Source organism: Achromobacter deleyi (assembly GCF_013116765.2).
In the GTDB taxonomy this organism is placed as follows: Bacteria; Pseudomonadota; Gammaproteobacteria; order Burkholderiales; family Burkholderiaceae_B; genus Achromobacter; species Achromobacter deleyi_A.
Window position 1 is genome coordinate 2621018 of record NZ_CP074375.1, and the last position, 25459, is coordinate 2646476.

General features: G+C 67.1%; 21 protein-coding genes. 11 read left to right on the top strand and 10 right to left on the bottom strand.

Annotation, left to right across the window (positions count from 1 at the left end):
- Nucleotides 1–5: 5 nt before the first annotated feature.
- The 4 genes from HLG70_RS11745 to hmpA all read right to left on the bottom strand — a co-directional run bounded on the left by HLG70_RS11745 (nucleotide 6) and on the right by hmpA (nucleotide 4142).
- Nucleotides 6–920 carry a DMT family transporter gene (locus HLG70_RS11745; RefSeq protein WP_171664570.1) on the bottom strand — a complete coding sequence of 305 codons (915 nt, stop codon included), beginning with the start codon at nucleotides 918–920 and terminating at the stop codon, nucleotides 6–8.
- 154 nt (nucleotides 921–1074) lie between these two features.
- A complete protein-coding gene (locus HLG70_RS11750) occupies nucleotides 1075–2322 on the bottom strand; it encodes a D-amino acid dehydrogenase (protein ID WP_171664571.1) in 1248 nt (415 codons plus the stop codon).
- A 106-nt stretch (nucleotides 2323–2428) separates the two neighbouring features.
- On the bottom strand, nucleotides 2429–2866 hold the full coding sequence (locus tag HLG70_RS11755) for an Rrf2 family transcriptional regulator (RefSeq protein ID WP_171664572.1): 438 nt from the start codon (nucleotides 2864–2866) through the stop codon (nucleotides 2429–2431).
- Nucleotides 2867–2924: 58 nt separating this feature from the next.
- On the bottom strand, nucleotides 2925–4142 hold the full coding sequence (hmpA, locus tag HLG70_RS11760; protein ID WP_171664573.1) for an NO-inducible flavohemoprotein: 1218 nt from the start codon (nucleotides 4140–4142) through the stop codon (nucleotides 2925–2927).
- Between the two features lie 147 nt (nucleotides 4143–4289).
- On the opposite strand from hmpA, the gene HLG70_RS11765 reads away from it, so the two are divergent.
- On the top strand, nucleotides 4290–4751 hold the full coding sequence (locus HLG70_RS11765) for a GatB/YqeY domain-containing protein (RefSeq protein WP_171664574.1): 462 nt from the start codon (nucleotides 4290–4292) through the stop codon (nucleotides 4749–4751).
- A gap of 117 nt (nucleotides 4752–4868) precedes the next feature.
- Here HLG70_RS11765 and dinB read toward each other — a convergent pair whose 3' ends face one another.
- The gene (dinB, locus tag HLG70_RS11770; protein ID WP_171664575.1) at nucleotides 4869–5966 is read right to left on the bottom strand and encodes a DNA polymerase IV; all 1098 of its coding nucleotides are present in this window, start codon (nucleotides 5964–5966) and stop codon (nucleotides 4869–4871) included.
- A gap of 75 nt (nucleotides 5967–6041) precedes the next feature.
- On the opposite strand from dinB, the gene HLG70_RS11775 reads away from it, so the two are divergent.
- Nucleotides 6042–6464: a PaaI family thioesterase gene (locus HLG70_RS11775; RefSeq protein WP_171664576.1), complete on the top strand. Its 423-nt coding sequence runs from the start codon at nucleotides 6042–6044 to the stop codon at nucleotides 6462–6464.
- A gap of 16 nt (nucleotides 6465–6480) precedes the next feature.
- Here the strand turns inward: HLG70_RS11775 and HLG70_RS11780 are convergent, their stop codons facing one another.
- Nucleotides 6481–6939 carry a BPTD_2524 family lipoprotein gene (locus tag HLG70_RS11780; protein WP_171664577.1) on the bottom strand — a complete coding sequence of 153 codons (459 nt, stop codon included), beginning with the start codon at nucleotides 6937–6939 and terminating at the stop codon, nucleotides 6481–6483.
- Nucleotides 6940–7156: 217 nt separating this feature from the next.
- On the opposite strand from HLG70_RS11780, the gene HLG70_RS11785 reads away from it, so the two are divergent.
- Nucleotides 7157–9064 carry an alpha/beta hydrolase family protein gene (locus HLG70_RS11785; RefSeq protein ID WP_419144769.1) on the top strand — a complete coding sequence of 636 codons (1908 nt, stop codon included), beginning with the start codon at nucleotides 7157–7159 and terminating at the stop codon, nucleotides 9062–9064.
- Here the strand turns inward: HLG70_RS11785 and HLG70_RS11790 are convergent.
- Entirely contained in the window at nucleotides 9054–10295 is a 1242-nt protein-coding gene (locus HLG70_RS11790) for a GGDEF domain-containing protein (protein WP_171664579.1), read from the bottom strand. The genes HLG70_RS11785 and HLG70_RS11790 overlap by 11 nt on opposite strands.
- A gap of 603 nt (nucleotides 10296–10898) precedes the next feature.
- Between HLG70_RS11790 and pgaA the strand changes: the two genes are divergently transcribed.
- The 4 genes from pgaA to pgaD are packed head-to-tail and all read left to right on the top strand — an operon-like array spanning nucleotide 10899 to nucleotide 17147.
- A complete protein-coding gene (gene pgaA / locus HLG70_RS11795; RefSeq protein WP_171664681.1) occupies nucleotides 10899–13316 on the top strand; it encodes a poly-beta-1,6 N-acetyl-D-glucosamine export porin PgaA in 2418 nt (805 codons plus the stop codon).
- A gap of 20 nt (nucleotides 13317–13336) precedes the next feature.
- Nucleotides 13337–15370, top strand: a complete 2034-nt coding sequence (gene pgaB / locus HLG70_RS11800) for a poly-beta-1,6-N-acetyl-D-glucosamine N-deacetylase PgaB (protein WP_171664580.1) — start codon at nucleotides 13337–13339, stop codon at nucleotides 15368–15370.
- Complete coding sequence (pgaC, locus tag HLG70_RS11805) at nucleotides 15367–16704, top strand: poly-beta-1,6-N-acetyl-D-glucosamine synthase (RefSeq protein ID WP_171664581.1); 1338 nt, start codon at nucleotides 15367–15369, stop codon at nucleotides 16702–16704. The genes pgaB and pgaC overlap by 4 nt, the downstream gene beginning before the upstream one ends.
- The gene (gene pgaD / locus HLG70_RS11810) at nucleotides 16701–17147 is read left to right on the top strand and encodes a poly-beta-1,6-N-acetyl-D-glucosamine biosynthesis protein PgaD (protein WP_171664582.1); all 447 of its coding nucleotides are present in this window, start codon (nucleotides 16701–16703) and stop codon (nucleotides 17145–17147) included. Before pgaC ends, pgaD begins: the two co-directional genes overlap by 4 nt.
- Here pgaD and HLG70_RS11815 read toward each other — a convergent pair.
- Nucleotides 17144–18403, bottom strand: a complete 1260-nt coding sequence (locus tag HLG70_RS11815; RefSeq protein WP_171664583.1) for an MFS transporter — start codon at nucleotides 18401–18403, stop codon at nucleotides 17144–17146. The genes pgaD and HLG70_RS11815 overlap by 4 nt on opposite strands.
- Before the next feature lie 165 nt (nucleotides 18404–18568).
- Here HLG70_RS11815 and HLG70_RS11820 point away from each other — a divergent pair, with 165 nt between their 5' ends.
- Complete coding sequence (locus HLG70_RS11820; protein WP_171664584.1) at nucleotides 18569–19402, top strand: AraC family transcriptional regulator; 834 nt, start codon at nucleotides 18569–18571, stop codon at nucleotides 19400–19402.
- Between the two features lie 229 nt (nucleotides 19403–19631).
- Nucleotides 19632–22223, top strand: a complete 2592-nt coding sequence (locus tag HLG70_RS11825) for a penicillin-binding protein 1A (RefSeq protein ID WP_171664585.1) — start codon at nucleotides 19632–19634, stop codon at nucleotides 22221–22223.
- 61 nt (nucleotides 22224–22284) lie between these two features.
- On the opposite strand, the gene HLG70_RS11830 is transcribed toward HLG70_RS11825, so the two are convergent.
- Nucleotides 22285–22998: a metallophosphoesterase gene (locus HLG70_RS11830; protein ID WP_171664586.1), complete on the bottom strand. Its 714-nt coding sequence runs from the start codon at nucleotides 22996–22998 to the stop codon at nucleotides 22285–22287.
- 189 nt (nucleotides 22999–23187) lie between these two features.
- Between HLG70_RS11830 and HLG70_RS11835 the strand changes: the two genes are divergently transcribed.
- Together HLG70_RS11835 and HLG70_RS11840 are read left to right on the top strand one after the other, a co-directional pair.
- On the top strand, nucleotides 23188–24363 hold the full coding sequence (locus HLG70_RS11835; RefSeq protein ID WP_171664587.1) for a PepSY-associated TM helix domain-containing protein: 1176 nt from the start codon (nucleotides 23188–23190) through the stop codon (nucleotides 24361–24363).
- Complete coding sequence (locus HLG70_RS11840) at nucleotides 24360–24557, top strand: hypothetical protein (RefSeq protein ID WP_171664588.1); 198 nt, start codon at nucleotides 24360–24362, stop codon at nucleotides 24555–24557. Before HLG70_RS11835 ends, HLG70_RS11840 begins: the two co-directional genes overlap by 4 nt.
- Before the next feature lie 63 nt (nucleotides 24558–24620).
- Here HLG70_RS11840 and HLG70_RS11845 read toward each other — a convergent pair whose 3' ends face one another.
- Nucleotides 24621–25448: an aldo/keto reductase gene (locus HLG70_RS11845; protein WP_171664589.1), complete on the bottom strand. Its 828-nt coding sequence runs from the start codon at nucleotides 25446–25448 to the stop codon at nucleotides 24621–24623.
- Nucleotides 25449–25459: the final 11 nt, after the last annotated feature.

The window sequence follows — 25459 nt, forward strand, 5'->3', positions numbered from 1 at the left end:
GCTGGCTACGCCTTGCCCGTCGCCAGCGCACGGCCGCGCGCGGCGCCGAACAACGGCCGCTGCACCGTCTGCGCCAGCAGCACCCCGCCCAGCGTGACCGCGCCGCCCAGCAGGTGGTAGCCATGCAATTGCTCGCGCAGCATGACGAAAGCGGCCAGCGCGGTGAACAGCGGCAAGAGGTTGATGAAAATGCTGCACCGGTTGGGCCCCAGGCGCTGCACGCCTTCGATCCACAGGTACGACAGCAGCACCGACGAGAAGATGCCGGCGTAGAGGATGAGCGGAATCGTCTTCACATCCAGCGCGGCCTGCGCCGCCGGCACCCGCAGATACAGCGGCAGCATGTAGAGCAGCGCAAAGATCGACTGCACAAAGGTGGACTGCCAGGCCGGAACCGGCACCCGCCAATGGCGCAGCAGCACGCCATACAGCGCATAGGACAAAGCCGCCAGCAACATCAGGCCGTCGCCCGCATGAATGCCATGCTGGAACACGCTCAGCATGTCGCCCTGGCCCACCAGGTACAGGAGCCCCAGGAAAGACAGCACTCCGCCCGCGGCCATGCCCAGGGTCAGCGGATCTCTCAGGATCACAACGCTCAGCAGCATGCTCAGCAGCGGAATCAGCGCCGTCAGGATGGCCATGTTGGTCGCGCTGGTGGTTTCGGCGGCCCGGTAGGACAGCGCCTGGAACACCGCCGACGACAAGGCGCCGTACAGCGCCAGCTTGGGCCAGTGGCGCAGGATGACCTTGCGGTTGCGCCAGGCGGGCCGGGCCGTGAACAGGCCCATCAGGAACAGCGCCAGCACCAGGCGGTAGAAGGTGATGGCAGTGGGAGAGATGGCGCTGGCGGCCATCTTGGACACGATGACATTGCCCGCCCAGAACAGGATGGCGAACAAGGGAAACAGATAGGACATGGCAATTTCGCTTGAAGGATGGGATCGGCTCCAACCGCGCAAGCAGCCCGAAGGCGGCTTGCGCGGCGGATGATCGCTATCCTATTGAGCGGCGGTCAGCCCGTCTGCCGATGAAAAGGCACGGGCTATCGCGAAATGGACATTGCCGTTTTCGTCAGGGCTTGAAGGGCGTGGCGTCCAGCGGCAATTCCATGCCGGCCATCTGCGCGGTCAGCAGCGCGGCGCTGCCGCAGGACAGGGTGAAGCCCAGCGCGCCCTGGCCGATGTTCAGCCAGAGATTGTCCGCCGCCGGGCTGCGCCCGATCAGGGGCTTGCCCGTGGGCGTGGCCGGACGCAATCCGGCCCAGGGAATGGCCTGGCTCAGGTCCAGCGCCGGAAATGCCTCAAGCACCTGGCGCTTGAGCAGACTGATGCGCACCGGGTCGATATCGGCGTTGGCGCTGCCGATGTCGACCATGGCCGCGATCCGCAGCACCTTGCCCACACGGGCATAGACAATGCGCCGTTCGTAGTCGGTCACGCTGATGCGCGGCGCCACCGTGTCGTCGTCCTCCAGGGGCACGCTCAAGCTATAGCCCTTCAGGGGATACAGCGGCACATCATGGCCCAGGGGCTTGAGCAAGGCGCGGGTGCCCATGCCGGTGGCGAGCACCACGGCATCGGCGCCGATGTCGCCGTCGCGGGCATTGACGGCCACGATACGGCGGCCCTCAAGCTGCAGGCCGGATACCGGATTGGACATGGCGCACTGCACGTTGCCCATGGCCTGCAGGCGGTCGAACAGGGCCTCGGTGAACTGGCGGCAATCGCCCGCCTCTTCGCTGGGCGTATAGATGGCGCCCGCCAGGCTTGCGCCCATGCCGGCCAGCGCGGGTTCGCGCGCCACGGTCTGGGCGGCATCCAGCACCTGCTGCTCGGCGCCGTGCGCGGCCTGGTAGGCCACCAGCGCGCGCGCCTTGTCGAGCAATTCCGCGCTGCGGTAGGCGATGAGCTTGCCGTTCTTCAGATGGCCGAAGTCCAGGCTCTCCTGTTCCAGCAGGGTGTGCATCACATCGCGGCTGAGGTAGGACAGGGTCAGCAGCTGGGCCGTGGAGGCCTTGGCCACCGATGCCCGGCACGCCAGCGCGAATTGCAGGCACCAGCGCCATTGGTGAGGATCCAGCCGCGGCCGGAAGCGCAGCGGCGAATCCTGGCGCAGCAACCAGCCGGGCACGCTGGGCAGCACGCCCGGGCCTGCCAGCGGCGCCACATAGCTGTAGCTGAGCTGGCCGCCATTGGCATAGCTGGAGACTTCCGCCGGACGGGGCTGGCTGTCCACCAGCACCACTTCATGACCCTGGCGCGCCAGGAAATAGGCCGACGTGACACCCACGACGCCGGCGCCGATTACGCAAACGCGCATACCGTTATCCAAAAAAGACTGCGAATGCGTCCATTCTGTAACGCCGGCGCCCGCGCCGGCAAATGCCAAACGCCGCAGGGGCCATAACCAAACATCATGCCCCGCCTCAGGCGACGCGATGCAACTTGATGATGGCAGCCGCCGTCGGCTCGCGCACCAGGTCGGCCAGCGTATAGCCATTGAGCGCTTCGTAGAACGCCTGCAGCGTCTGCGCCAGCACGCCCGACAGCCGGCATGCGCCGTCCAGCGCGCAGGGCGGCTCGCGGCAATCGATCAGCGGCCCCTGCTGCTCCAGCTCGCGGATCAGGTCGCCCACCCGGTAATCCGTGGCCGGGCGCGCCAGGCTCAGCCCCCCGCCCTTGCCGCGCGACGTGCTGATCCACCCGCGCTGCGCCATGAAATGCACCACCTTCACCAGATGATTGCGCGACAGCTGGAAGCGTTCGGCGATCTCCGGGACGGTGACGGCGGCGGGCCGGTCGCGGCATTGCGTCAGGTACATCAGGACGCGCAGGCCGAAGTCGGTGAATCGGTTCAGTTGCATGGCTGGATGGGGAGGAGTCCGGACGACCCGGGAGGATCGGGCCGCCAGGATACACCGCTCAGGCGGGCGCGCCGCCCGTGCCGAACGCCTCGGCGTGGATGCGGTCTTCGGCCACGCCCAGGCCCACCAGGGCCTCGCGCTGCGCGCTCATGAAGGCCGCCGGACCGCACAGGTAGTAGTCCGCGCCAGGCACGATGGCCTCGTCGCGGATGGCGTGCAGATCGACGCGTCCCTTGTGGTCGTAGTCGCGGCCGGGTTGGTCGCCGTGGCCGATCTCCTCGTAGAACACCGCCTTGCGCACATTGCCGCGTTCGGCGGCGATGTGGTTGATGTGATCCTTCATCGCATGCACCGACCGGTTGCGACAGCCATGGACGAAACGGATCTGGCGGTCGTCGTTGGCGCGCACCAGATGGTTCAGGATCGACACCATGGGCGTCAGGCCCACGCCGCCGCTGAGCAGCACGACCGGCGCATTGCCGTCTTCGCGCAGGTGGAAATCGCCCTGGGGCGGCGCCACGTCCAGCACCCCGCCCTCTTCCAGGCGGTCATGCAGCGCGTTGGACACGCGACCGGCCGGCGTCTGATCGCCGCCCGCTTCGCGCTTGACCGAAATGCGCAGGCGATCCTGGCCCGGCGCGTCCGACAGGCTGTACTGGCGGGGCTGCATCAGGCCCAGCTCGGGCACGTAGACGCGCACCGACACGTACTGGCCCGGCCGGTAGGCCGGCACCGTGCCGCCGTCGGCCGGCGCCAGGTAAAAGGACGTGATTTCGGCGCTTTCGGGCTGCTTGCCCACCACCCGGAACGCGCGCCAGCCCGTCCAGCCGCCCGGCTTGTTCGCGGACTCCGCGTACAGGCGCGCTTCTTCGGCGATCAGCAGGTCCGCCAGCTGGCCATAGGCGGCCGCCCAGGCGTCCACCAGCTCGTCCGTGGCCGCCTCGCCCAGCACTTCGCGGATGGACGCCAGCAAATGCTTGCCCACGATGGCGTAGTGTTCCGGCCGGATGCCCAGGCTGACGTGCTTGTGCACGATGCGCGTCACCACCGGCATCAGCACGGAAGGATCGTCGATGTGCTCGGCATAGGCGGTCACGGCGCCGGCCAGCGCATGCTGCTGCTGGCCGCCCGCCTGATGGGCCTGATTGAAGATGTGCTTGAGTTCGGGGTTGTGGTCAAACATGCGCGCATAGAAGTGCTTGGTCAGCGCTACGCCATGCGTCTTCAGGACGGGGGCCGTGGCCTTGACCAGCGCGCGGATTTGGGGGCTCAACATCTACTGCTCCTTGGATTGCGATCGTGCTCGCCTTTAAACATATATTTATAATACATCTTTAAGAACGGATTGAGCAATTGCATGCGCGCCGCGCGCCGCCTGCCGGTTTACACTTCCTGTTTACCGCAACACCACAAAGGTTTACCGATGAGCACTGCTACGCTCAAGACCCGCCTGTCCGACTCCGTCAAGGACGCGATGCGCGCCAAGGCCGCCGCGCGCCTGACCACGCTGCGTTTCCTGCTGGCCGCCGTCAAGCAGAAGGAAGTGGACGAACGCCGCGAGCTGTCCGACGCCGAGATCACCGCCATCATCGAAAAGCAGGTCAAGCAGCGCCGCGAGTCGATCGCCGCGTTCGAACAGGCCGGCCGCACGGAAACCGCCGAGCAGGAAAAGGCCGAACTGGTGGTGTTGCAGGAATTCCTGCCGCAGGCCGCCACGCCTGAAGAGGTGGCCGCCGCCATCGACGCCGCGCTGGCCGAAGTAGCCGCGCAAGGCGTGACCGGCGCACCCGCCATGGGCAAGGTCATGGCGCTGCTCAAGCAGGCCCTGGCCGGCCGCGCCGACATGACGGCGCTGTCGCAGCAAGTAAAGGCCCGCCTGGCCTGAAGAAAAAGGGAAATCCCACCACGCGCTGCGCACGCTACGCGTGCCGGCTGCCCCCCAAGGGGCGTTTTTGCCTTGGGGCGGGAGCGGTTTTTCTTGCGCAAGCCCTGCGTGGCCCGCCTAGAACGCGCCGCCGAATAAATCCGGCTGGCGCGACTGTTCTGCGGGATCGGCGAAGTTGCTCATCCCCACCCCGGCCAGCCGGTACAGCGTCTCCGGCGGCAGTTCCACGCGTTCGCATAGCAGCCTGGCCTGCGCCGCAAGTTCGGCCGCGGACGCGGGCGGATTCGGGCTGGTCTGGCTGCGCGTCAGAATGCGGAAACGGTCGGTCTTCAGCTTGAGCACCACCGTGCGCCCCAGCGCACCCTTTTTCAGCGCCTGGTCCCACACCTTGTCCGCCATGCGGTCGATCGCCTCGCCCAGGGCGTCCAGCCGGATATCCTGCGAGAACGTCGTTTCGGCCGAGACCTGCTGCAAGGGCTGATCCGTCTGCACCTCGCGCTCGTCGATGCCGCGCGCCAGCTCGTAAAGGCGCCGGCCATAGCGCCCGAAATAGTGCTCCAGTTCCTGGGCGCTGTGGGTCGCCAGATCCCCCACCGTAAGAATGCCCAGCTGTTCCAGGCGCGCTTGCGTCACCTTGCCCACGCCCGGCACCTTGCGCACGGGCAAGGGCTCCAGGAAGGCCAGCACCTTGTTCGGGCGGATCACGAACTGTCCGTCAGGCTTGTTCCAGTCGGAGGCGATCTTGGCCAGGAACTTGTTAGGCGCCACGCCAGCCGAGGCGGTCAGGCCGGTTTCCTCGCGAATCTGCTGGCGGATGACCTGGGCCACCTCGGTGGCCGACGGCAGCCCGTACTTGTTGACCGTGACATCCAGGTAAGCCTCGTCCAGCGACAAGGGCTCGATCAGGTCGGTATGGCGCGCGAATATCTGGCGGATCTGGCGCGACACGTCGCGGTAGCGGTTGAAGTCGGGCGGGACGTAGATCGCGTGCGGGCAGAGCCGCTCCGCCTTGATGGCCGACATGGCCGAATGGATGCCGAAGCGGCGCGCCTCATAGGAGGCCGCGCATACGACCGAACGCGGGCCGGTCCACGCGACGACCACCGGCTTGCCTCGCAATTCGGGGTTGTCGCGCTGCTCCACGGACGCGTAGAACGCATCCATGTCCACATGCACGATCTTGCGAAAGGACCGCAAGGGCTCCTGCCCGGTCATGGCCTCAATCCCGTGGCAAAAACATATATTATGACCGGCGACAACCCGCTATCCATTCCCGCCCACAACGGTTCCATGACTGCATCCGCTTCCACCCAAACCGACTACTTCGGCCTGACCATTCCGTTCATGCACTTCATCGGCCTGGTGCCCGAGAGCATCGCGCCCGCGTACGCGCGCACCACGCTGCCCTGGCGCCAGGACCTGACCAACAGCCGCGGCGACGTGCATGGCGGCACCCTGATGAGCGTACTGGACTTCACCCTGAGCGCCGCGGCGCGCGGCTCGGCGGATGCCTCCGAAGGCATGGCCACCATCGACATGAACACGACGTTCCTGTCTCCCGGCACGGGCGACCTGGTCATCGAGGCGCGCTGCCTGCGCCGCGGCGCATCCATTGCCTTCTGTGAAGGCGACATCCGGCGCGCCGACGGCGAACTGGTGGCGCGCGCCACCGCCACCTTCAAGATCATCCGCCGCCGTCCGGGCGGCGATTGATCCCGCGCACGTGCCCTCAGTCGCGCGGCAGGTCGCGCGACGGCTTGACCGCGGGGCGCGGGTCCAGCGGCATGTAGGTGCTGCAAGACACCAGGCTGTAGTAGATGGCATCCTGCATTGCGCGCATCGCGGCGGCGTCCCAGGTGCCCTTGCCCCACATCACGATACGCACGTCCGTGGTCTTTGCGCCGGCCGCCTTCAGGTCGACGCGCGTCATTTCATTGTCGGAATAAGGGGCCAGCACCCGCACCACGCCGGATTGCGCGCTCTCGTTCAGATCGGCGACCACGCGGTAGGCATTGTCGGTGCTGCGCAGGCAGGCATTGGACTGCCGGATGACCGCGTCGTAGGCGTCCTTGAAGGCCACCGGCGCCTTGAATTCGCTGTGCGGCGCCGAACCGTCCTGCGAGATGCCTATCGAGCAGCCCGCCAGGCCCAGGGCCAGCACCGATGCCGCGACCAGATTCCTGTACATGTAAATCTCCAGATGAATTGCCGCGATTATCCCGCAAACGGGCTGACGGCATAAGTGGGGCCGGGTTCGACACCGTCCGCGCGGCTATGGCATTATCGACGAGCCGCCGGCACATGCCCGCCGGACCGCCCGCCACGACTGGCGGTCCGCCCCATCGTCCCGAGCGCGCCCATCGCAACGCGGATCGACATCACGGAGGTTTCCCTTGTTCTCATTCATGACGCGCACCGTCCTGGCCGCCAGCATCGTCGGCGCCACCTTGGGTGCCTGCGCCACGCAGCCCCCTCCCCGCGCTTATCCTCTGAAAGACTTCTTCCGCAACCCGGAGCGCGGCTATTTCCGCCTGTCGGACGACGGCCAGACGCTTGCCTTCATGCAGCCCACCAGCGTGGACGGCAATCCGGCCCGGATGAATATCTATGTCCAGCCGCTGCAAGGCAGCCAGCTTGTGGGCGAACCCCGCCAGCTGACCAGCGAAACCGCGCGCGACATCGGCGCCTATTTCTGGAAGGGCGCCGACGTGGTGCTGTACCAGAAGGACTTTGGCGGCGATGAGAACTTCCATGTGCTGGCCGTCAACGCCAAGACCGGCAAGATCACCGACCTGACCCCGTACGAAGGCGTGCGCGCGGGCATCGAGGACGACCTGGAAGACGACCCCGAGCACGTCCTGATCAGCCACAACCAGCGCGATCCCGAAGTCTTCGACGTCTACCGCGTCAATGTCCACACCGGCGCGGCCGTGCTGGTGGCGCAGAACCCCGGCAACATCGTCGGCTGGCAGACGGACCATGCGGGCAAGGTGCGCGCCGCCATCACCAGCGACGGCCTGAACACCGCCCTGCTCTACCGCGAAGACGAAGCCTCGGATTTCCGCCCGCTGATCACCACCGATTACCGCACCAGCGTCAGCCCGGCGTTCTTCACCTTCGACGACAAAAAGCTCTATGCCCTGAGCAACCGCGGGCGCGACAAGCTGTCGCTGGTGATCATCGACCCGGCCAACCCGGACGCCGAGGAGGTGATCTTCACGCCCGACACGGTGGACCTGGACGGCGCGGCGTTCTCGCGCAAGCGCCGCGTGCTGACGCTGGCCTCCTACCAGACCGACAAGCCGCAGTACAAGTTCTTCGACGCCGAAACCGAGGCCCTGAACAAGACGCTGGCCGCCAGGCTGAGCGGCTACGACTTCGTCATCCAGGGCGCCAACCGCGACGAAAACAAGTTCATCGTCGCCGCCTATAACGACCGCACGCCGGGCTCGCGCTACATCTACGACGCCACCGCCGACACGCTGACCAAGCTGGCCGACCTGAATCCGGCCATACCCGAAGCCGACATGTCGCGGGTGCAGCCCATCAGCTATCAGAGCCGGGATGGCAGGACCATACACGGCTACCTGACGCTGCCTGCAGGCCGCGCGCCCAAGAACCTGGCTTGCATCGTGAATCCGCACGGCGGCCCGTGGGCGCGTGACGGCTGGGGCTACAACCCCGAGGTGCAGTTCCTGGCCAACCGCGGCTTTTGCGTGCTGCAGATGAACTTCCGGGGATCCACCGGCTACGGCCGCGATTTCTGGGAGGCCGGCTTCGGGCAATGGGGCCTGAAGATGCAGGACGACATCACGGACGGCGTGCAATGGCTGGTGCAGCAAGGCATCGCCGACCCCAAGCGCATCGGCATCTATGGCGCCAGCTATGGCGGCTACGCCACGCTGGCGGGCGTCGCGTTCACGCCCGAACTGTATGCCGCCGCGGTGGATTATGTGGGCGTGTCCAACCTGTTCACGTTCATGCAGTCCATTCCGCCGTACTGGAAGCCGATGCTGGCCAAGATGCAGGACATGGTGGGCGACCCCGAACGCGACCGCGAGCGCCTGGCCGCGACCTCGCCCGCGATGCACGCGGACAAGATCAGGACACCGCTGTTCGTGGCGCAGGGCGCCAAGGATCCGCGCGTCAACAAGGACGAAAGCGACCAGATGGTCGCGGCGCTCAAGGCGCGCGGCGTGGATGTGGAATACATGGTCAAGGACAACGAGGGCCACGGCTTCCACAACGACGAGAACAAGTTCGAATTCTACGAAGCCATGGAGAGGTTCCTGACGGAACACCTCAAGCCGTAGTGCCCGCGGCCCCCCGGGCGGCGGCCGGCGCGTCGCCCGCCGCCCGTTCCTGAGCCGGAGCGGCCGCGCGGCTCGCGCCGCGCGCGCTCCAGGCCATTTCCACCCGGTCGCGCCCTTGCTTCTTGGCCTGGTACAGCGCCACGTCGGCGCGGGCCAGGATGCCGTCCGCGCTGTCGCCCGACTGATACGAGGCCAGTCCGCCGCTGGTGGTCATCGGCACTTCCAGCCCCTGCAGGTACAGGGGCGTATCGCGCAGGGCATCGCAGACACGCTGGGCATGCACCAGCGCGCGGGCCGGATCGCAGTCATACATCAGCAGCACGAACTCCTCGCCGCCCAGCCGGCCGAAGCGGTCGCTCGCGCGCACCGCGTTCTGCACGACCTGCGCGTAGTGGCGCAGCGCGGTGTCGCCCGCCGCATGGCCATAGCGGTCGTTGATGGACTTGAAGTGATCGATGTCCAGCACCAGCACCGCCAGCTTGCCTCCGGTGCGTTCGCAGCGCTGGAGCTCGTGCTCCAGTTCATCCAGGATGCTGCGGCGCGAATATGCATGGGTCAGGCTGTCGAAGGTCAGCGCGGCCTGCATTTTCTCGGACTGGCAGGTCTGGATCATGAGCAGCAGCGCCAGGAACAGCGCCGGCACCGTGACCGATCCGCAGACGATGAAGAACATGCCCCAGGCCGACGGCTGCAGCAGGGACACGGGCGCTGCCAGCCCCATCCCGTAGACGTACACGCGCAACGCGTGCAGCGCCACCAGCCCGAAGATCGCCAGCATCAGGTAGAGGACCACGCCGGTCGTCTGGATGCGCTTGCGCTGCCGGAAGATGACCCCGCCCGTTGCCGACATCAGCACGCAGGTATAAGCCGAAAACAGCATCATGCGCCCGCCCTGGTCGTCGTTGCGATACAGCAGCAGGGCAAACGCAAACGTACAGAGCGAACAAAGAATGACCGTGCGCAGCACGTGCGGGCGCAACCCGAAGAACTGCCGCACGCCGATGTAGACCAAAGCGACCGCACAGACCCAGGCCGTGTTCGACACCATCACGTAGGCGCTGGGGGAAATTATCTCCGCCGCGGCATACGCCAGCATGGACAGCACGGCCAGCGCGTTCGCCGCCGTGAATGCGGGCACGCCCTCCACTCCGCGGGCGTGAAACGGCAACAGCAACGGCAGCGCCAATGCCGTCGCCAGACCCCACATAAGGAAAAACAAAGAAGTCGTCATGGTTTATGCCGGCTTGAGCCTTCTGGGCCTTCGCCGTCGCTTGGAACTGCTGTTGCACTGGGTTCGCACTAGGAGACGCGTTACACGTAAGCATTTTTGATGCTTTTTGTTACCATAACAACGAAAAGACCTCCTCATGCACGAGGCCACGGGGCGACGCATGTCTATCCGTCCTGAACCTTTACTGCCCGCGCCAAGACGATTGCACGGCATGCGACGAAGAATACGACAAGCCCGGCCCCAGGTGCTGCCCTCTTTGCAGTACTTGACAGTTAACTTGGTAAAAACCCCCTAAAGTCCACGCTATCGACGGCGCCGCAAGAGCGCCGCGATCACGCCCAACGGGCGTGGCGCGTACTAGCCATGCACTCCCTTAGCGCGAGTGCGAAGGTCCCCGCAGCGGGCGCCGCGCAGTCCCCAATCGAACGTTCAATCCCGCGCCGCAGGCGTGTTTGCGTACCTGCGTCCGTTGCCGGCGTTGCCGGCACGCGCGCCCCAAGGGCGGCGGGTTTCTGAACGCCCCGAGTCGCAACTGCGGAAGTACTACAGATGCCAATCAAAGGACCGAAGCGACCCCGTGTTGCCGGATCGAAACTGAACCTGATGGCGGCCTGCGCCGTGCTGGCTCCCGCGCTGGCGCTGGGCGGACCGGTGGAGGGCTATGACGCGCTGATCGAGCGAGCCCGCGCCGGAGACTATGAGCCCGCGCTGGCCATGCTGCGCCAGCAAGGCCCGGCCGCCGGCGCGCGGGCGATCCAGGACCACATCATCATCGCCGGCTGGGCCGGCAAGCCGGCCGAAGCCATCGCCGCCTACGAGACACTGCCTCCCGGCGCCGATCTGCCCGCCGACGTGCAACTGGCCGTGGCGCGCGCCTACCGCGATGCGCAGCACTGGCCCCAGGCGCTGACCAGCTACCGGACGGGCATGCGCCGCTACCCTGCCCAGTCCGCCTTCGCCGCCGGCGAGATCATGACCCTGGCCGATGCCGGACAGTTCGCGGCCGCAACCCAGGCCGGGGAACGATGGGTCAAGCGCCACCCCCGCGACGCCGATGCCCGGCTGGCGCTCAGCTACGTCCAAGCGCGCCAGGGCAAGCCCTTCGAAGGATTGCGCCAGGCCGACCAGGCGCTGGCCAACGCGCCCGGCACGTCATACGTGCTGCGTGAATACATCCTCGCGCTGCAAGCCGCCCGCATGGCCGACGTCGCGCTGGAACTGGCGCGCCGCCACGCCGATCTCTTCGACGCGGGCCAGATGCGCGGCCTGCAGGCCGACGCGCTGGCCCAGGAGGCCCGGCTGGCAGCCATGCCCGCGCGCAGCGAGGCGGAGCGCTTTGTCATCGCCGACCGCGCGCTGGCCGGGTACGACGCCGCGATTTCCGCCTGGAGCCAGTTGGGCGACGAGGCCCGCGGCGACGTGCTGCGTGCTCGTATCGACCGCCTGCACGCCCTGCACGCCCGCGCGCGCATGCAGGAACTCACGCAGGAGTACGAGGCGCTGCTGGCCGACGGCACCGACGTGCCGCGCTTCGCGCTGAACGACGTCGCCTCGGCCTATCTGTATCTGCGCCAGCCCGAGCGCGCCCGCGACATCTACCGCCAGGTCGCCGCCAGCGACGCCTTGCGCGCTGACTCGCCCGAGGACCGCCTGGCGACCGAAACGGGCCTGTACTACGCGCTGGCCGAAGGCGAGCAATACGACCAGACCGGGGCCATCGCGGAAGGAGTCCAGTCGGGCTATGCCCCCTGGCTTTACTACAAGGGCCAGGCCACGCGCATGCCCAACGACCTGAACCTGGAAAGCAGCCAGACGCTGGCCGTTGCCCGGCTCCAGGCCGACGACACCGTCGCCGCCCAGCAGCGCCTTGAAGAGATGGTCGGACTGGCCCCGAACAATTCCGGACTGCGCGGCGACCTGGCCACCGTCTACCGCGCCCGCTCGCTGCCCCGCGCCTCGGAGATCGAACTGAAAATGGCCGAGACCCTGTCGCCCCGCGGCCTGGGCGTGGAAAACGGCCAGGGCTTTACCGCGCTGGACCTGCAGGAATGGCGGCAGGCCGAGGCGCTGTCCCGTGACACGCTGGCCCGTTCTCCCGAAAACCTGACCAGCCGCCGTCTGGCCCGCGAGTGGGAGGTCCATCAGAAGGCCGAACTGCGGATCAGCGGCTATCGCGGCCTGGCCAACGACAGCCCCGTCAACGGCAACGGCGACTTCGGCATCGACGCCGTGCTGTATTCGTCGCCCATCGACTACAACTGGCGCGTCTTCGGCGGCGGCGGCTACGCCACCGGCGACTTCGAGGAAGGCCGCGGCAACTACCGCTGGCTGCGCACCGGCGTCGAATGGCGCGGCCGCGACCTGACGGTGGAAGGCGAGGTGTCCACCCACGACTACGGCCACGGCGTGAAGCCCGGCTTGCGGCTATCGGCCGCCTACGACCTGGACGACCACTGGCAAGTGGGCGGCTCCGGAGAAATCATGTCGCGCGACACGCCGCTGCGCGCGCTGACCAATGACGTCTCGTCCAACCGGTTGTCCGCCTTCGTGCGCTGGCGCGCCAATGAAAGGCGCGAATGGACGCTGTCGGTGGCGCCCTCGCGCTTCAGCGATGGCAACAGCCGCTGGGAACTGGGGCTCAATGGCCGCGAACGCGTCTACACCGCGCCGCACCTGAAGGCCGACCTGGAGCTGGACCTGTCGTCGCAGCGCAATACGCTGGACGACGCGCCCTACTTCAACCCCAGCGCGGACTTCATGGCCATGCCTGGCGTGCGCGTGACGCACACGCTCTACCGGCGCTACGAAATCGCCTGGGAACAGATCGGCACGCTCGGCGCCGGCGCCTACAGCCAGCAAGGCCATGGCACCGGCGGCGTCGTCGCGCTGGGCTACGGCCAGCGCTATCGCGCGAACGACGTCCTGGACATGGGCGCCATGGTCACCGGCATCAGCCGCCCGTACGACGGCGAACGCGAGCGCGAACTGCGCATCGTGTTCGACCTCGCCTACCGCTTCTGAACCCGGCCTCCGATACCGTCATGATGCTCAAATTCCATACCCGACTCATTCTTGCCGGCCTGCTGCTGTTCGTGTTCCTGCTGCTGACCGCCTGCGCCAAGGACATCCCCGTCTACACGCCGCCAGCCGAGCGCCCCGTCGCGCCCGCCGAACAGCCTTGGGTAAAGGGCCAGTTCCTGGCCCTGGCCTATCACGACGTCGAAGACGAGAACCCCGACCAGGGCTTTCTCAGCGTGCGCACCGACCGCCTGGCCGAACAGCTGGCCTGGCTGCGCGCCAACGGCTATCAGGCCGTGTCCGTGGACCAGATCCTGGCCGCCCGCCAGGGCGGCCAGGATCTGCCCGACCGCGCCGTGCTGCTGTCGTTCGACGACGGCTACCGCAGCTTCCATACCCGCGTGCTGCCCATCCTGAAGGCCTACGGCTGGCCCGCGCTGCTGGCTCCGGTGGGCGTCTGGATGGACACGCCGGCGGACAAGCCCGTGGACTTCGGCGGCAGTCCGCAAGCGCGTGAACGCTTCCTGAACTGGGACGAGATCCGCGAGATCTCCCGCTCCGGCCTGGTGGAAATCGCGGCGCATACCGATGCCTCGCACTATGGCGCGCTGGCCAATCCCCAAGGCAACACCGAACCCGCCGCCGCCATCCGCGCCTACGACGCGCGGGCCCGCCAGTACGAAAGCGAAGCGCAGTTCAACGCCCGCATGGGCCGCGACGTCGCCGCCATCACCGAAAAGATCCGCCGCACCACCGGCAAGAAGCCGCGCGTCTGGGTCTGGCCCTACGGCGCGGAAGGCGGCTCCACGCTGCGCATCACCGCCGAAAACGGCTATCAACTGGCCTTGACGCTGGAGGACGGCGCCGGCCGCCTGGGCCGCCTGATGTCCACGCCCCGCCTGCTGCTGTCCAGCGATCCCGTACTCAAGTCCTTCTCCAACAGCGTGATCGGCATGGAAGCCGAGCCGTTCATGCGCGTGGCGCACATCGACCTGGACTATGTCTACGATCCGGACCCGGCGCAGACCGACCGCAACCTGGGCGTGCTGGTGCAGCGCATCCTGGACATGCAGATCAACACCGTATTCCTGCAAGCCTATTCGGACCCGGAAGGCGACGGCCTGGTGAAGTCGCTGTACTTCCCCAACCGCTGGCTGCCCATGCGCGCCGACCTGTTCAACCGCGCGGCCTGGCAATTGCACAACCGCGCCAACGTGATGGTCTACGCCTGGATGCCGGTGCTGGCTTTCGACCTGGACCCATCCCTGCCGCGCGTCTTGCGCTGGGACCCGGATTCGGGGCTGGCCGCCCCCGACCCCGCGCAGTACCGCCGGCTGTCGCCCTTCGACGCCACCGTCCGCTCCCGCATTGGCGACCTGTACGAAGACCTGGCCCGCTACGCGATCTTCGACGGCATTCTGTTCCACGACGATGCCCTGCTCTCGGACTTCGAAGACGCCAGCCCCGCCGCGCTGGCCGCCTACCGGGCGGCTGGCCTGCCGGGCAGCATCGCCGAACTGCGCGCGGATCCGGATACGCTGCAACGCTGGACCCGCTACAAAAGCCGCGCCCTGGTGGACTTCACCGCCACGCTGGCCGGGCGCGTGCGCGAGGTGCGCGGACCGCAGATCAAGACGGCCCGCAACCTCTACGCGCAGCCTGTCCTGAACCCCGAAAGCGAAACCTGGTTCGCGCAGAACCTGGACGACTTCCTGGGCGCCTACGACTGGACCGCCCCCATGGCGATGCCGCTGATGGAGGACGTGCCCAAGGGCAAGGAAAACGCGTGGCTGGACTCACTGGTCGATACCGTCGCCCGCCATCCCGGCGCCTTGAACAAGACGGTGTTCGAGCTGCAAAGCCGCGACTGGCGCACAGGGCCCGGCCGGCCCGAGGCGACGCCCGTGGACACCGACGTCCTGGCGGGCTGGATGCGGCGCCTGCAACTGCGCGGCGCCCGCAGCTTTGGCTACTACCCCGACGACTTCTCGCAAGACCAACCCCGGCTGCAAGGCATCCGGCCCGCCATCTCCGAAGCGTGGTACCCCGTCCAATGACAGACCGATTGATCGCCCTGCTTATTCTCTGCGCGGTGCTCGGCGCGCCGTTCGGCTTCACCTTGATGCTGACCGGCGAAGCGCTCCTGGGCTTCGTGTTCTTCTACCCCCTGTTCATGTCCGGCATGTGGATGGCGGGCGGCATCTATTTCTGGTGGCACTGGGAACGGCACTGGCAATGGGGCGCCGACCGGCAGCCGCCGGCACTGGCCGGCGCGCCGCTGGTGTCCATCCTGGTGCCGTGCTTCAACGAGGCGGACAACGGCGAGGAAACCCTGCTCGCCGCGCTCGGCCAGAACTACCCGCACATCGAGGTCATCGCCATCAATGACGGCTCCAGCGACGGCACGGGCCAGATGCTGGACCGCCTGGCCGGCGAACACCCGCGGCTGCGCGTCGTGCATCTGGCCCAGAACCAGGGCAAGGCCATGGCGTTGCGCATGGGCGCCCTGACGGCCCGCAGCGAATACCTGGTCTGCATCGACGGCGACGCGGTGCTGGATCCCGACGCCGCCGCCTACCTGGTGGCGCCGCTGATCGACAACCCGCGCGTGGGCGCCGTCACCGGCAACCCGCGCATCCGCACCCGGTCCACCATGATCGGCCGCATCCAGGTGGGCGAGTTCTCGTCGATCATCGGGCTCATCAAGCGCACCCAGCGCGTCTACGGCCAGGTCTTCACGGTGTCGGGCGTCGTCGCGGCGTTCCGCCGCACGGCGCTGGACCGCGTGGGCTACTGGAGCCTGGACATGATCACCGAGGACATCGACATCAGCTGGAAACTGCAGCGCGACCACTGGTCCATCTTCTACGAGCCGCGCGGACTGTGCTGGATCCTGATGCCCGAGACCCTGCGCGGGCTGTGGAAGCAGCGCCTGCGCTGGGCCCAGGGCGGCGCCGAGGTATTCCTGAAGAACCTGCGCTCGATCTGGAGCTGGCGCCATCGCCGCCTGTGGCCGCTGGTGGCGGAATTCTGCCTGTCCACGGCCTGGGCCTTTGCGTTCGGCGTGTCCGTGCTGCTCTGGCTCATCAGCCAGGTCGCGACCCTGCCCAATAACATGCAGATCGCCAGCCTGATGCCGCCGGCCTTTACCGGCATGATGCTGGCCGTGGTGTGCCTGCTGCAATTCGCGGTCAGCATCCTGATCGACCGCCGCTACGAACCCGGCCTCACGCGCGCCCTCTACTGGGTCATCTGGTATCCGCTGGCCTACTGGATGGTAAGCCTGTTCACCACCCTGGTCAGCTTTCCCAAAGTCATGCTCCGCAAGCAGGCCCGGCGCGCACGCTGGACCAGCCCGGACCGCGGCATCAAGTCACCGGACGCATCATGATCATCACCACGCAACGCTCGCGCGCGGGCTATCTGTTCGACCTCGCCCTGACCGCCGTCGGCTGGTTCGCCTTCGTCTATCTGTTTGGCGCCGGCATCCTGGCAATATTGCGCGGGGCCGCGGGCGGCCCCGGCGCCCCGCTCTGGCCGGTCTTCCTGCCCACCATGCACACGCTTTGGGGCTATGCGCTGCTGGCGGGGGTCAACGCCGCGGTGCTGGTGGGGTGGGCGCTCTACAACCACCGCCGCTTCGCCGGCAAGGACCGCCGCAAGCCGATCAGGCCGCTGGGCGACCAGCGCCTGGCCAGGAGCTTCGCGGTCAGCGCCGCCCAGCTCGCGCAACTGCGTTCCGCCCGCATCGCCATCGTCCATCACGGCGCCGAGGGGGATATCAACGGCATCGAATACCGTTACCCCCACCTGCAGTCCGTGCGCACCGGCTAGGCCTTGGCCTTTTCCACCTTGGGCAGCAGTATGGCCACCACGCCCAGCAAGGGCAGATAGGCGCAGACCTCGTACACGAAGCCGATGCTGGTGGCATCGGCCAGCCTGCCCAGCGCCGCCGCGCCCAGTCCGCCCATGCCGAAGGCAAAGCCGAAGAACAGGCCGGCGATCATGCCCACCTTGCCCGGCACGAGCTCCTGGGCATAGACCACGATCGCCGAGAACGCCGACGCCAGCACCACCCCGATGATCACGACCAGCACGCCCGTCCAGAACAGGTCGGCGTGCGGGAGCATCAGCGTGAACGGCGCCACGCCCAGGATGGACACCCAGATCACGATCTTGCGGCCGATCCGGTCGCCTACCGGCCCGCCCACCACCGTGCCCACCGCCACGGCGGCCAGGAACAGGAACAGATAGAGCTGCGCCTCGCGCACCGACAGTGCGAACTTGTCGATCAGGTAGAAGGTGAAATAGCTGTTCAGGCTGGCCAGGTAGAAGTACTTGGAGAACACCAGCACGCCCAGCACGACCAAGGCGCCCAGCACCCGATTGCGCGACAGCCCGTTGCCGGCGCTTTCGCGGCGCGCGCGCGGCTTGAGCAGCACGCGGTTGGCGCTGTACCAGCGGCCGATGCCCGTCAGCACCACGATGCCGAACAGGGCCGCCAGGGAAAACCACGCAACGCTGCCCTGCCCGTGCGGAATGATGAACAGCGCCGCCAGCAGCGGCCCCAGCGCCGACCCCACGTTGCCGCCCACCTGGAACAGCGACTGCGCCAGCCCGTGCCGCCCGCCCGAGGCCATGCGCGCCACGCGTGACGATTCGGGATGGAACACCGATGAACCCGTGCCCACCAGAACGGCCGCCACCAGCAGCCAGCCGAACGACGGCGCCACCGACAGCAGCAACAGGCCCACCAGCGTGAATCCCATGCCCACGGGCAGCGAATACGGCTTCGGATGGCGATCGGTATAGAAACCGATGAAGGGCTGCAATAGCGACGCGGCCAGCTGATAGACCAGGGTGATCAGCCCGATCTGCGTGAACGACAGGCTGAACGAGTCCTTGAGCATGGGGTAGATCGCCAACAGGATCGACTGGATCATGTCGTTCATCAGATGCGCCACGCTGATCGCGCCCAGCACCTTGAAGGCGGTGGACGGATCCGAGGCGGCCGTCGGGCCTGCCGTTGCCGCGGCGGGGGAAGCGTGGCCGCCGGGGACGCGGGCAGCAGGATTCTGAGCGGAGTTCATGGGTCGCACACGTAGAGGATGAGCCTGCCCGGCGTGATGCCGGGGCCTGCGGACAGTGTAGGAATCCGCGGCCGGACCGATCTGCCAATTTTCGTCGCCAAAGTGACAAAATACGGTCAACGCACTTTCATTCCCCTTCTCATCCTTTCGTCGGAAGTGACACTCATGCCAGTCCGCCCCGCCGCCGTGCCCGATCCCGCCCGCAGCATCAATGCCCTGGACTACCAGGACCGGCCGCGCGTGGTCACCGCCATGGCCAAGGAATTCGCCGCCGGCGCCCAGACGGGCGCCCATTCGCACCCCCGGGCCCAGCTCATCTATGCGGTGGAAGGCGTGATGCGCGTCACCACGCCCAGCGGGTTCTGGGCCCTGCCGCCGCTGCGCGCGCTGTGGGTGCCGGCGGGCGTGCCGCACGGCGTGGACATGGTAGGCGCGGTATCCATGCGTTCGCTCTACATCCAGGCCGATGCCGCCCAGGGCTACTGGCCGCAATGCCAGGTGATCGAGGTCAGCGGGCTGCTGCGCGAACTGATCCTGTCGCTGACCGCCGAACCCATCGACTACCCGCTGGGAGGCCGGGTGGAACAGATCGCGGCCCTGATTCTTGCCGAACTGTCCGCCGCCCGCGTGGTGCCCATCCAGATTCCCTGGCCGCGCGACCGGCGCCTGCAGACCATCTGCACCGCGATCCTGGACCAGCCCGGCCTGCAGCGCGGCATCGAAGACTGGGGCAGCGAAGTCGGCGCCAGCGCGCGCACCCTGATCCGCCTGTTCCAGTCCGAGCTGGGGCTGAACTACCGGCAGTGGGTGCAGCAGGTGCGGCTGGCGGACGCCGTATGCAGGCTGTCGCTGGGCGTGCCGGTGGCGCGCATCGCCTCCGACCTGGGCTACCGCAGCGCCAGCGCTTTCTCCGCCATGTTCCATCGCGCCCTGGGCGCCCCGCCGCAACGCTACCTGCAATCCGTCCCCGCTTCGGCCGCGCTGCTGAACGCCACCTGACACAGCCCCCGGCGCCTGCAACGGGCCTTGCTGTTTGTCACGGCGCGCAATACAGTTCAGGGCGCGCGCGCGTCCTGGCGGCGCGCAAGAGCCGCAGCCCGCGTATCCTACAGTCCGTCCCCTTATTTCATTGGCAGATCGCCCCGCATCGCCCACCCGGCAGATTTGGTTACTGAAACCTTATTGCGCCATGGGCGGTCTATAGCGTTCTGCCCTAGAATCGCCTGCAATGAGCACCCCCCAGCAATCCTCCGCCACCCCGGGCGGCAAATCGGGCCTTCCCTGGAAACGACTACTGGTCAAAGCGGGCATCGCCGTGGCCGGAGCCGCCGTGTGCGGGGCCGTCCTGGTCGGGCTCGCCCTGGCCCTGGCGTGGCCCAGCCTGCCCGACCTGCACGCCATGACCGACTACCGGCCGCGCGTGCCGCTGCGCATCTACACCGCGGACAAGGTGCTGATCGGCGAATACGGCGAAGAGCACCGCAACGTGCTGCGCTTTGACGAGATTCCCCCGGTAATGCGGCAGGCGGTGCTGGCGGCCGAGGACGACCGTTTCTACAGCCACGGCGGCGTCGACTGGATGGGCGTGGCGCGCGCGGTGCTGACCAACCTGGTCAAGGGTTCCAAGACGCAGGGCGGCAGCACGATCACCATGCAGGTCGCGCGCAATTTCTACCTGTCGTCGGAAAAGACCTATTCGCGCAAGTTCTATGAACTGCTGCTGACGTTCAAGATCGAGTCCGAGCTCACCAAGGACCAGATCCTCGAGCTCTACATGAACCAGATCTACCTGGGCCACCGCGCCTATGGCTTCGCCGCCGCCTCGCGCACGTATTTCGGCAAGCCCCTGTCGGAAGTGACCGCGGCCGAAGCCGCCATGCTGGCCGGCGTCCCCAAGGCTCCTTCGCGCTTCAACCCCATCACCAACTTCCCGCGCGCCGAGATCCGCCAGCATTACGTGCTGGGCCGCATGAAGACGCTGGGCTACCTGACGCCCGAACAGGCCGACGAAGCCCTGAAGGAACGCCTGACGATCCGCGGCGCGGACGGCACCAGCGCGCGCGGCTTCGCGGTCCACGGCGACTACCCCGCCGAACTGGCGCGCCAGCTGATGTACGGCGTGTTCCAGGAAGACACCTATTCCAAGGGCATCGACGTCTACACGACGATCGACTCCAAGGCGCAGGAGGCGGCCTACCGCGCGGTGCGCGACGGCGTCATGGACTACACGCGCCGCGCCGTGTATCCGGGGCCCGAAGACCAGGTCGACCTGCCCGACGACGTCGAAAAGGACGCGCAGGCGCTGGACGAGATCCTGGACGGCGTGCAGGAAAAAACGCCCGACAGCGAAGACCTGCTGGCCGCCGTCGTGTTGGCAGCCAGCCCCACCGAAGTCACGGTGGCGCGCAGCGCGCGCGACATCATCACGATCTCGGACAAGAAGGCATTGTCCGTCGTCGCCCGGGCCCTGAACCCCAAGGCCAGCGATAGCCAGCGCATCCGCCGCGGCTCGGTGGTCTATATCCACAAGACCGGCGACAACTGGGAAATCATCAACATGCCCGCGCTGCAGGCCGCGCTGGTGTCCATGGTCCCGCAGGACGGCGCCATCCGCGCCATGATCGGCGGCTTCGACTACAACCGCGGCACCTTCAACCGCGTCACGCAGGCCTGGCGCCAGCCCGGCTCCAACATCAAGCCCTTCGTCTACGCGGCGGCCCTGGAGCGCGGCCTGACGCCCGCCACGCAGATCTCGGACCAGCCCTTCATGCTGACCGCGGAGCAGACCGGCTCCAAGGCCTGGCAGCCCAAGAACGACGGCAACCAGTACGAACCCATGCTGACCCTGCGCCAGGGCCTGATGCGTTCCAAGAACATGGTGTCGATCCGCATCCTGCAGGCCATCACGCCGCAGTACGCGCAGGACTATCTCACCCGCTTCGGCTTCGACAAGTCCCGCTGGCCGGCTGTGCTGCCGCTGGCGCTGGGCGCGGGCGGCGCCACGCCCTTGCAGGTCGTCAACGGCTACAGCGTGTTCGCCAACGGCGGCTACCGCGTCACGCCCTATCTGGTGGACCACGTCACCGACCGTTCCGGCAAGGTGCTGATGCAGGCGCAGCCCGTCGTCGCCGGCGACGCCGAGGCGCGCGCCATCGACCCGCGCACCGCCTGGGTCATGGACGACATCCTGCGCGGCGTGACGGTCAACGGCACCGCCGCCCGTGCGCACCAGGTGCTCAAGCGCAACGACGTCGGCGGCAAGACCGGCACCACCAATGACGCGGTGGACGTCTGGTTCTCGGGCTTCACGCCCAATCTGGCCACCACCGTCTGGATGGGTTTTGACCAGCCCAAGTCGCTGGGCACCAATGAATTCGGCAGCGGCCTGGCCCTGAGCACCTGGCTGGACTACATGCAGCCGGTCCTCAAGGGCGTGGCGGAAGTCAAACCCGCGCCCCGTCCCGACGGCCTGCTGGTGGACAACGGCGAGTACTTCTTCACCGAGTTCCCGCCCGGCCAGGCGGTGGCCTCGCTGGACCTGTCCTCGGGCGACGCGCTGACCGACTTCCTGAACAACAACCGCTCCACGGACGGCGTCGACACCTCGGTGAAACCGCTGCCTCCGGGCGGCGCCATGGCCCCGCAGGACAGCCCCGTCCAGCCGCCCCTGATGCCTATCCCCGTGCCGCGCGCCGACAACGCGCCTGCCGCCAGCCCGCAGGCGCCAGCCATGCCGGCCCCCGGCGCCGACCCCGACCCCACTGGCGCGCGCGCCAGCGCCGTCAACAGCCCCGGCTCCGTGACGGCCCGGCCGCTATAGACGCCGCATGAAAAAGAACGGGCGCCTCAGGGCGCCCGTTTCATTTTCTGTCCGCCTGGACCTACTCGACGGCCGCCGCCTCGGTCACGACCTCGCACGGCCAGGCCTGCAGGGATTCGAGGTCCAGAAAGGTGAAGTAGCCCTCGTTCCAGCCCTCGGTGTCGATGTGATAGACGTTGCCCAGCAACAAAGGCGATGCCACCGGGGTATGCCCCGCCACCACGGCCCGCACGCCCCGGATGCCGGTGCGATCCATCTGGCGCAGCCGGTCGCGTGACCATTGGCAGGCCGCGCTGGTGCGCCGGTAGCGGTCCTGCAGGGCGGATTCCAGGCGTGGCCAGAACAGCACCGGGCAATCGGCATGCAGCAGGCCCACCGCGCCAGCCAAGGTCTCTACCTCGATGGCGATAGGCAATTTCGTGAAGGCTTCGGCAAAGACCTGCTGCCGCTCGGGGGGCAGGTCCAGGAACCACCCGCCGCCGTAGCCGCGCCAGTTCAGCACGTCGACCTGGCCGGTGCGTACGTGGCGGATCGCGTAGTCCTCGTGGTTGCCCTGGACCGCGTGGAACCAGGGCCGGGCCAGCCATTCCAGCGCGGCCTCGCTTTCCGGGCCGCGGTCGACCAGGTCGCCCACGGAAAACAGCCGATCCCGGGCGGGATCAAAGCCCAGCCGGTCCAGGCTCTCCTGCAACCGGGAAAAATGTCCATGCACATCGCCCACCGCGTAGTCGCGGCCGGATTCGTTGCGCGGGACTTTAAGGAAACGCTGCTCCATGATGATTCAGAACTACCGCAGTGGAAAACCGACCCTTCTTTTTAACCCGCTTTGCTCCGTCCCCACGAACCGCCTCGTTACCGGAAGGGTCAAATTGCGTTACGAGAATAGCTCTTGTTCGTGATAATGTTCCCACTTTCCCAACTGATTCCTGAAAGGGGGCCGCGCGCGCCGCTCCCTGCCGTCGCCATGACAGCCGCGTCCACCATCAAAACCTGGTATCTGGTCCATAAATGGACCAGCCTGGTCTGCACGATCTTCCTGCTCATCATCTGTCTTACCGGCTTGCCGCTGGTGTTCCATCACGAGATCGAACACTGGCTGGATGACGGCAAGCCGGTGTCGAACGTCCCCGCCAGCACGCCCCCGGCAAACCTGGACAAGCTGGTGGACAGCGCCCGGGCCATGTACCCCGGCGAGGTCGTCGACTACCTGTTCTTCGATCCCGACGAACCCCAGGTCTTCGTGGGCATGGCGAAAAAGCCCGGCGACGGCCAGGTCTCCGGCCACGCCGTGCGCATGGACGCCCGCACGGGCGACGTGCTGCTGGATGGCCCGCTCTATACCGAGGACAAGTTTTCCTTCATGGGCATCATGCTGGCCCTGCACGTGGACCTGTTCGCAGGCCTGACCGGCGAGCTCTTCCTGGGCTTCATGGGCCTGCTGTTCTGCGTGGCCATCGTGTCCGGGGTCGTGCTTTACGGCCCCTTCATGAAGAAGCTGGAGTTCGGCACCGTGCGCGCCACGCGCTCCACGCGCCTGAAGTGGCTGGACCTGCACAACCTGCTGGGCATCGTGACGCTGGTCTGGGCATTCGTGGTGGGCTTCACCGGCGTCATCAATGAACTGTCGACTCCGCTGTTCCGCCTGTGGCAATCCACCGAGGTCGCGCGCATCCTGGAGCCCTACAAGGGCCAGTCCGTGCCCACCGAGCTGGCTTCCGCCCAACTGGCCGCCGACACCGCGAAAAAGGCCCTGCCGGGCAACGAAGTGTCGTTCATTTCCTTCCCCGGCAATGCCTTCGGCAGCCCCCACCACTACATCGCCTGGATGCGCGGCGATTCGCCCCTGACTTCCAAGCTGAACACGCCCGTGCTGGTGGACGGCAAGACCGGCGAACTGACCACCGTGGCCCGGATGCCTTGGTATCTGACGGCGCTGGAAGTATCGCGCCCCCTGCATTTTGGCGACTACGGGGGCCTGCCCCTGAAGATCATCTGGGTGTTGCTGGATCTCGTCACCATCGTGGTCCTCGTCAGCGGACTCTATCTGTGGGTGGCGCGCCGCCGCGCCACCGAAGCCCGCATCAACGAACTCGTGAAGAAACACCAGGCAGCCGCCGCCCCGCAAAGGACTCCCGCATGAGCAAGACCAAAAGCAAAGGCGGCCGCGGCTTCATGTTCGTCTGGGGCGCGCCTTTCCTGCTGGGCGTCCTGAGCGTGTTCGGCCTGCTGGCCGCCCTGCTGGGCACCGGCGCCTGGCACTGGGCATCCTGGATCTCGCTGACCATCCTGCTCGTGGTCATCGTGCGCTACTGGGCGTATCCGCTCAAGCACTAGAAGACGCCGGATGATCCGGCAAGCCGCGCGGCCCCGCGCGCCGCGCCCGCCGGATCCTGGCCCCTACCCGCCGAACTTTTCCGGGTCCGGCCCCAGTCGCGCGCCTTCCTTGATCCCGTCGATCGCGGCCATGTCCTCTCTGGACAGCTCAAAGTCGAACACGTCGATGTTCTCGCGGATGCGGGCCGGCGTGACCGACTTCGGGATCACGATCAGGTCGCTTTGCAGATGCCAGCGCAGGGTCACCTGGGCGGGCGACTTGCCGTGCTTCTTCGCCAGGTCCAGGATGACCTTTTCCTTGGTGATGCCGCCTTGCGCCAGGGGGCTCCAGGATTCGGTCGCGATGCCGTGCCGGGCATGAAAGGCCCGCAGTCCGCCTTGCGTGAACCCCGGATGCAGCTCGATCTGGTTCACCGCCGGCGTCACGCCGGACGCATCGATCAGGCGTTCCAGGTTGGCCTGCGTGAAGTTGGACACGCCGATCGAGCGCGCGCGGCCGTCTTCCTTCATTTCGGCCATGGCGCGCCAGGCGTCCAGGAACTTCTCGCTGCCCGCCACCGGCCAATGGATCAGGTACAGGTCCACGTAGGCCAGGCCCAGCTTCTCCAGGCTCTCGTCCATCGCCTTGTGCGTATGGTCGTAGTCATGCCTGTCATTCCAGAGCTTGGTGGTGATGAACAGATCCTTGCGCGCCACCCCGGCCGCGCGCAGGCCCGCGCCCACGCCGGCCTCGTTGCCATAGATGGCCGCGGTGTCCACCGACCGGTAACCAGCCGCCAGCGCCTCCTTCACGCTGGAGGCGGCCTGCTCGTCCGGCACCTGCCAGACCCCCAGGCCCAACTGGGGAATCTTGTTGCCGTCGTTCAATTTCACTGCGGGTACCTTCGCCATAAGACCCTCCG

Bases quoted from the DNA above. Each gene is read 5' to 3' on its own strand.
- HLG70_RS11820 (WP_171664584.1), top strand. From the start codon at position 18,569: ATGCCAGTCCGCCCCGCCGCCGTGCCCGATCCCGCCCGCAGCATCAAT.
- HLG70_RS11765 (WP_171664574.1), top strand. From the start codon at position 4,290: ATGAGCACTGCTACGCTCAAGACCCGCCTGTCCGACTCCGTCAAGGAC.
- pgaD (WP_171664582.1), top strand. From the start codon at position 16,701: ATGATCATCACCACGCAACGCTCGCGCGCGGGCTATCTGTTCGACCTC.
- pgaC (WP_171664581.1), top strand. From the start codon at position 15,367: ATGACAGACCGATTGATCGCCCTGCTTATTCTCTGCGCGGTGCTCGGC.
- HLG70_RS11780 (WP_171664577.1), bottom strand. From the start codon at position 6,939: ATGTACAGGAATCTGGTCGCGGCATCGGTGCTGGCCCTGGGCCTGGCG.
- HLG70_RS11785 (WP_419144769.1), top strand. From the start codon at position 7,157: ATGACGCGCACCGTCCTGGCCGCCAGCATCGTCGGCGCCACCTTGGGT.
- HLG70_RS11815 (WP_171664583.1), bottom strand. From the start codon at position 18,403: ATGAACTCCGCTCAGAATCCTGCTGCCCGCGTCCCCGGCGGCCACGCT.
- HLG70_RS11755 (WP_171664572.1), bottom strand. From the start codon at position 2,866: ATGCAACTGAACCGATTCACCGACTTCGGCCTGCGCGTCCTGATGTAC.
- HLG70_RS11835 (WP_171664587.1), top strand. From the start codon at position 23,188: ATGACAGCCGCGTCCACCATCAAAACCTGGTATCTGGTCCATAAATGG.
- HLG70_RS11845 (WP_171664589.1), bottom strand. From the start codon at position 25,448: ATGGCGAAGGTACCCGCAGTGAAATTGAACGACGGCAACAAGATTCCC.
- HLG70_RS11790 (WP_171664579.1), bottom strand. From the start codon at position 10,295: ATGACGACTTCTTTGTTTTTCCTTATGTGGGGTCTGGCGACGGCATTG.
- hmpA (WP_171664573.1), bottom strand. From the start codon at position 4,142: ATGTTGAGCCCCCAAATCCGCGCGCTGGTCAAGGCCACGGCCCCCGTC.
- HLG70_RS11750 (WP_171664571.1), bottom strand. From the start codon at position 2,322: ATGCGCGTTTGCGTAATCGGCGCCGGCGTCGTGGGTGTCACGTCGGCC.
- dinB (WP_171664575.1), bottom strand. From the start codon at position 5,966: ATGACCGGGCAGGAGCCCTTGCGGTCCTTTCGCAAGATCGTGCATGTG.
- pgaB (WP_171664580.1), top strand. From the start codon at position 13,337: ATGATGCTCAAATTCCATACCCGACTCATTCTTGCCGGCCTGCTGCTG.
- HLG70_RS11830 (WP_171664586.1), bottom strand. From the start codon at position 22,998: ATGGAGCAGCGTTTCCTTAAAGTCCCGCGCAACGAATCCGGCCGCGAC.
- HLG70_RS11840 (WP_171664588.1), top strand. From the start codon at position 24,360: ATGAGCAAGACCAAAAGCAAAGGCGGCCGCGGCTTCATGTTCGTCTGG.
- pgaA (WP_171664681.1), top strand. From the start codon at position 10,899: ATGGCGGCCTGCGCCGTGCTGGCTCCCGCGCTGGCGCTGGGCGGACCG.
- HLG70_RS11825 (WP_171664585.1), top strand. From the start codon at position 19,632: ATGAGCACCCCCCAGCAATCCTCCGCCACCCCGGGCGGCAAATCGGGC.
- HLG70_RS11775 (WP_171664576.1), top strand. From the start codon at position 6,042: ATGACTGCATCCGCTTCCACCCAAACCGACTACTTCGGCCTGACCATT.
- HLG70_RS11745 (WP_171664570.1), bottom strand. From the start codon at position 920: ATGTCCTATCTGTTTCCCTTGTTCGCCATCCTGTTCTGGGCGGGCAAT.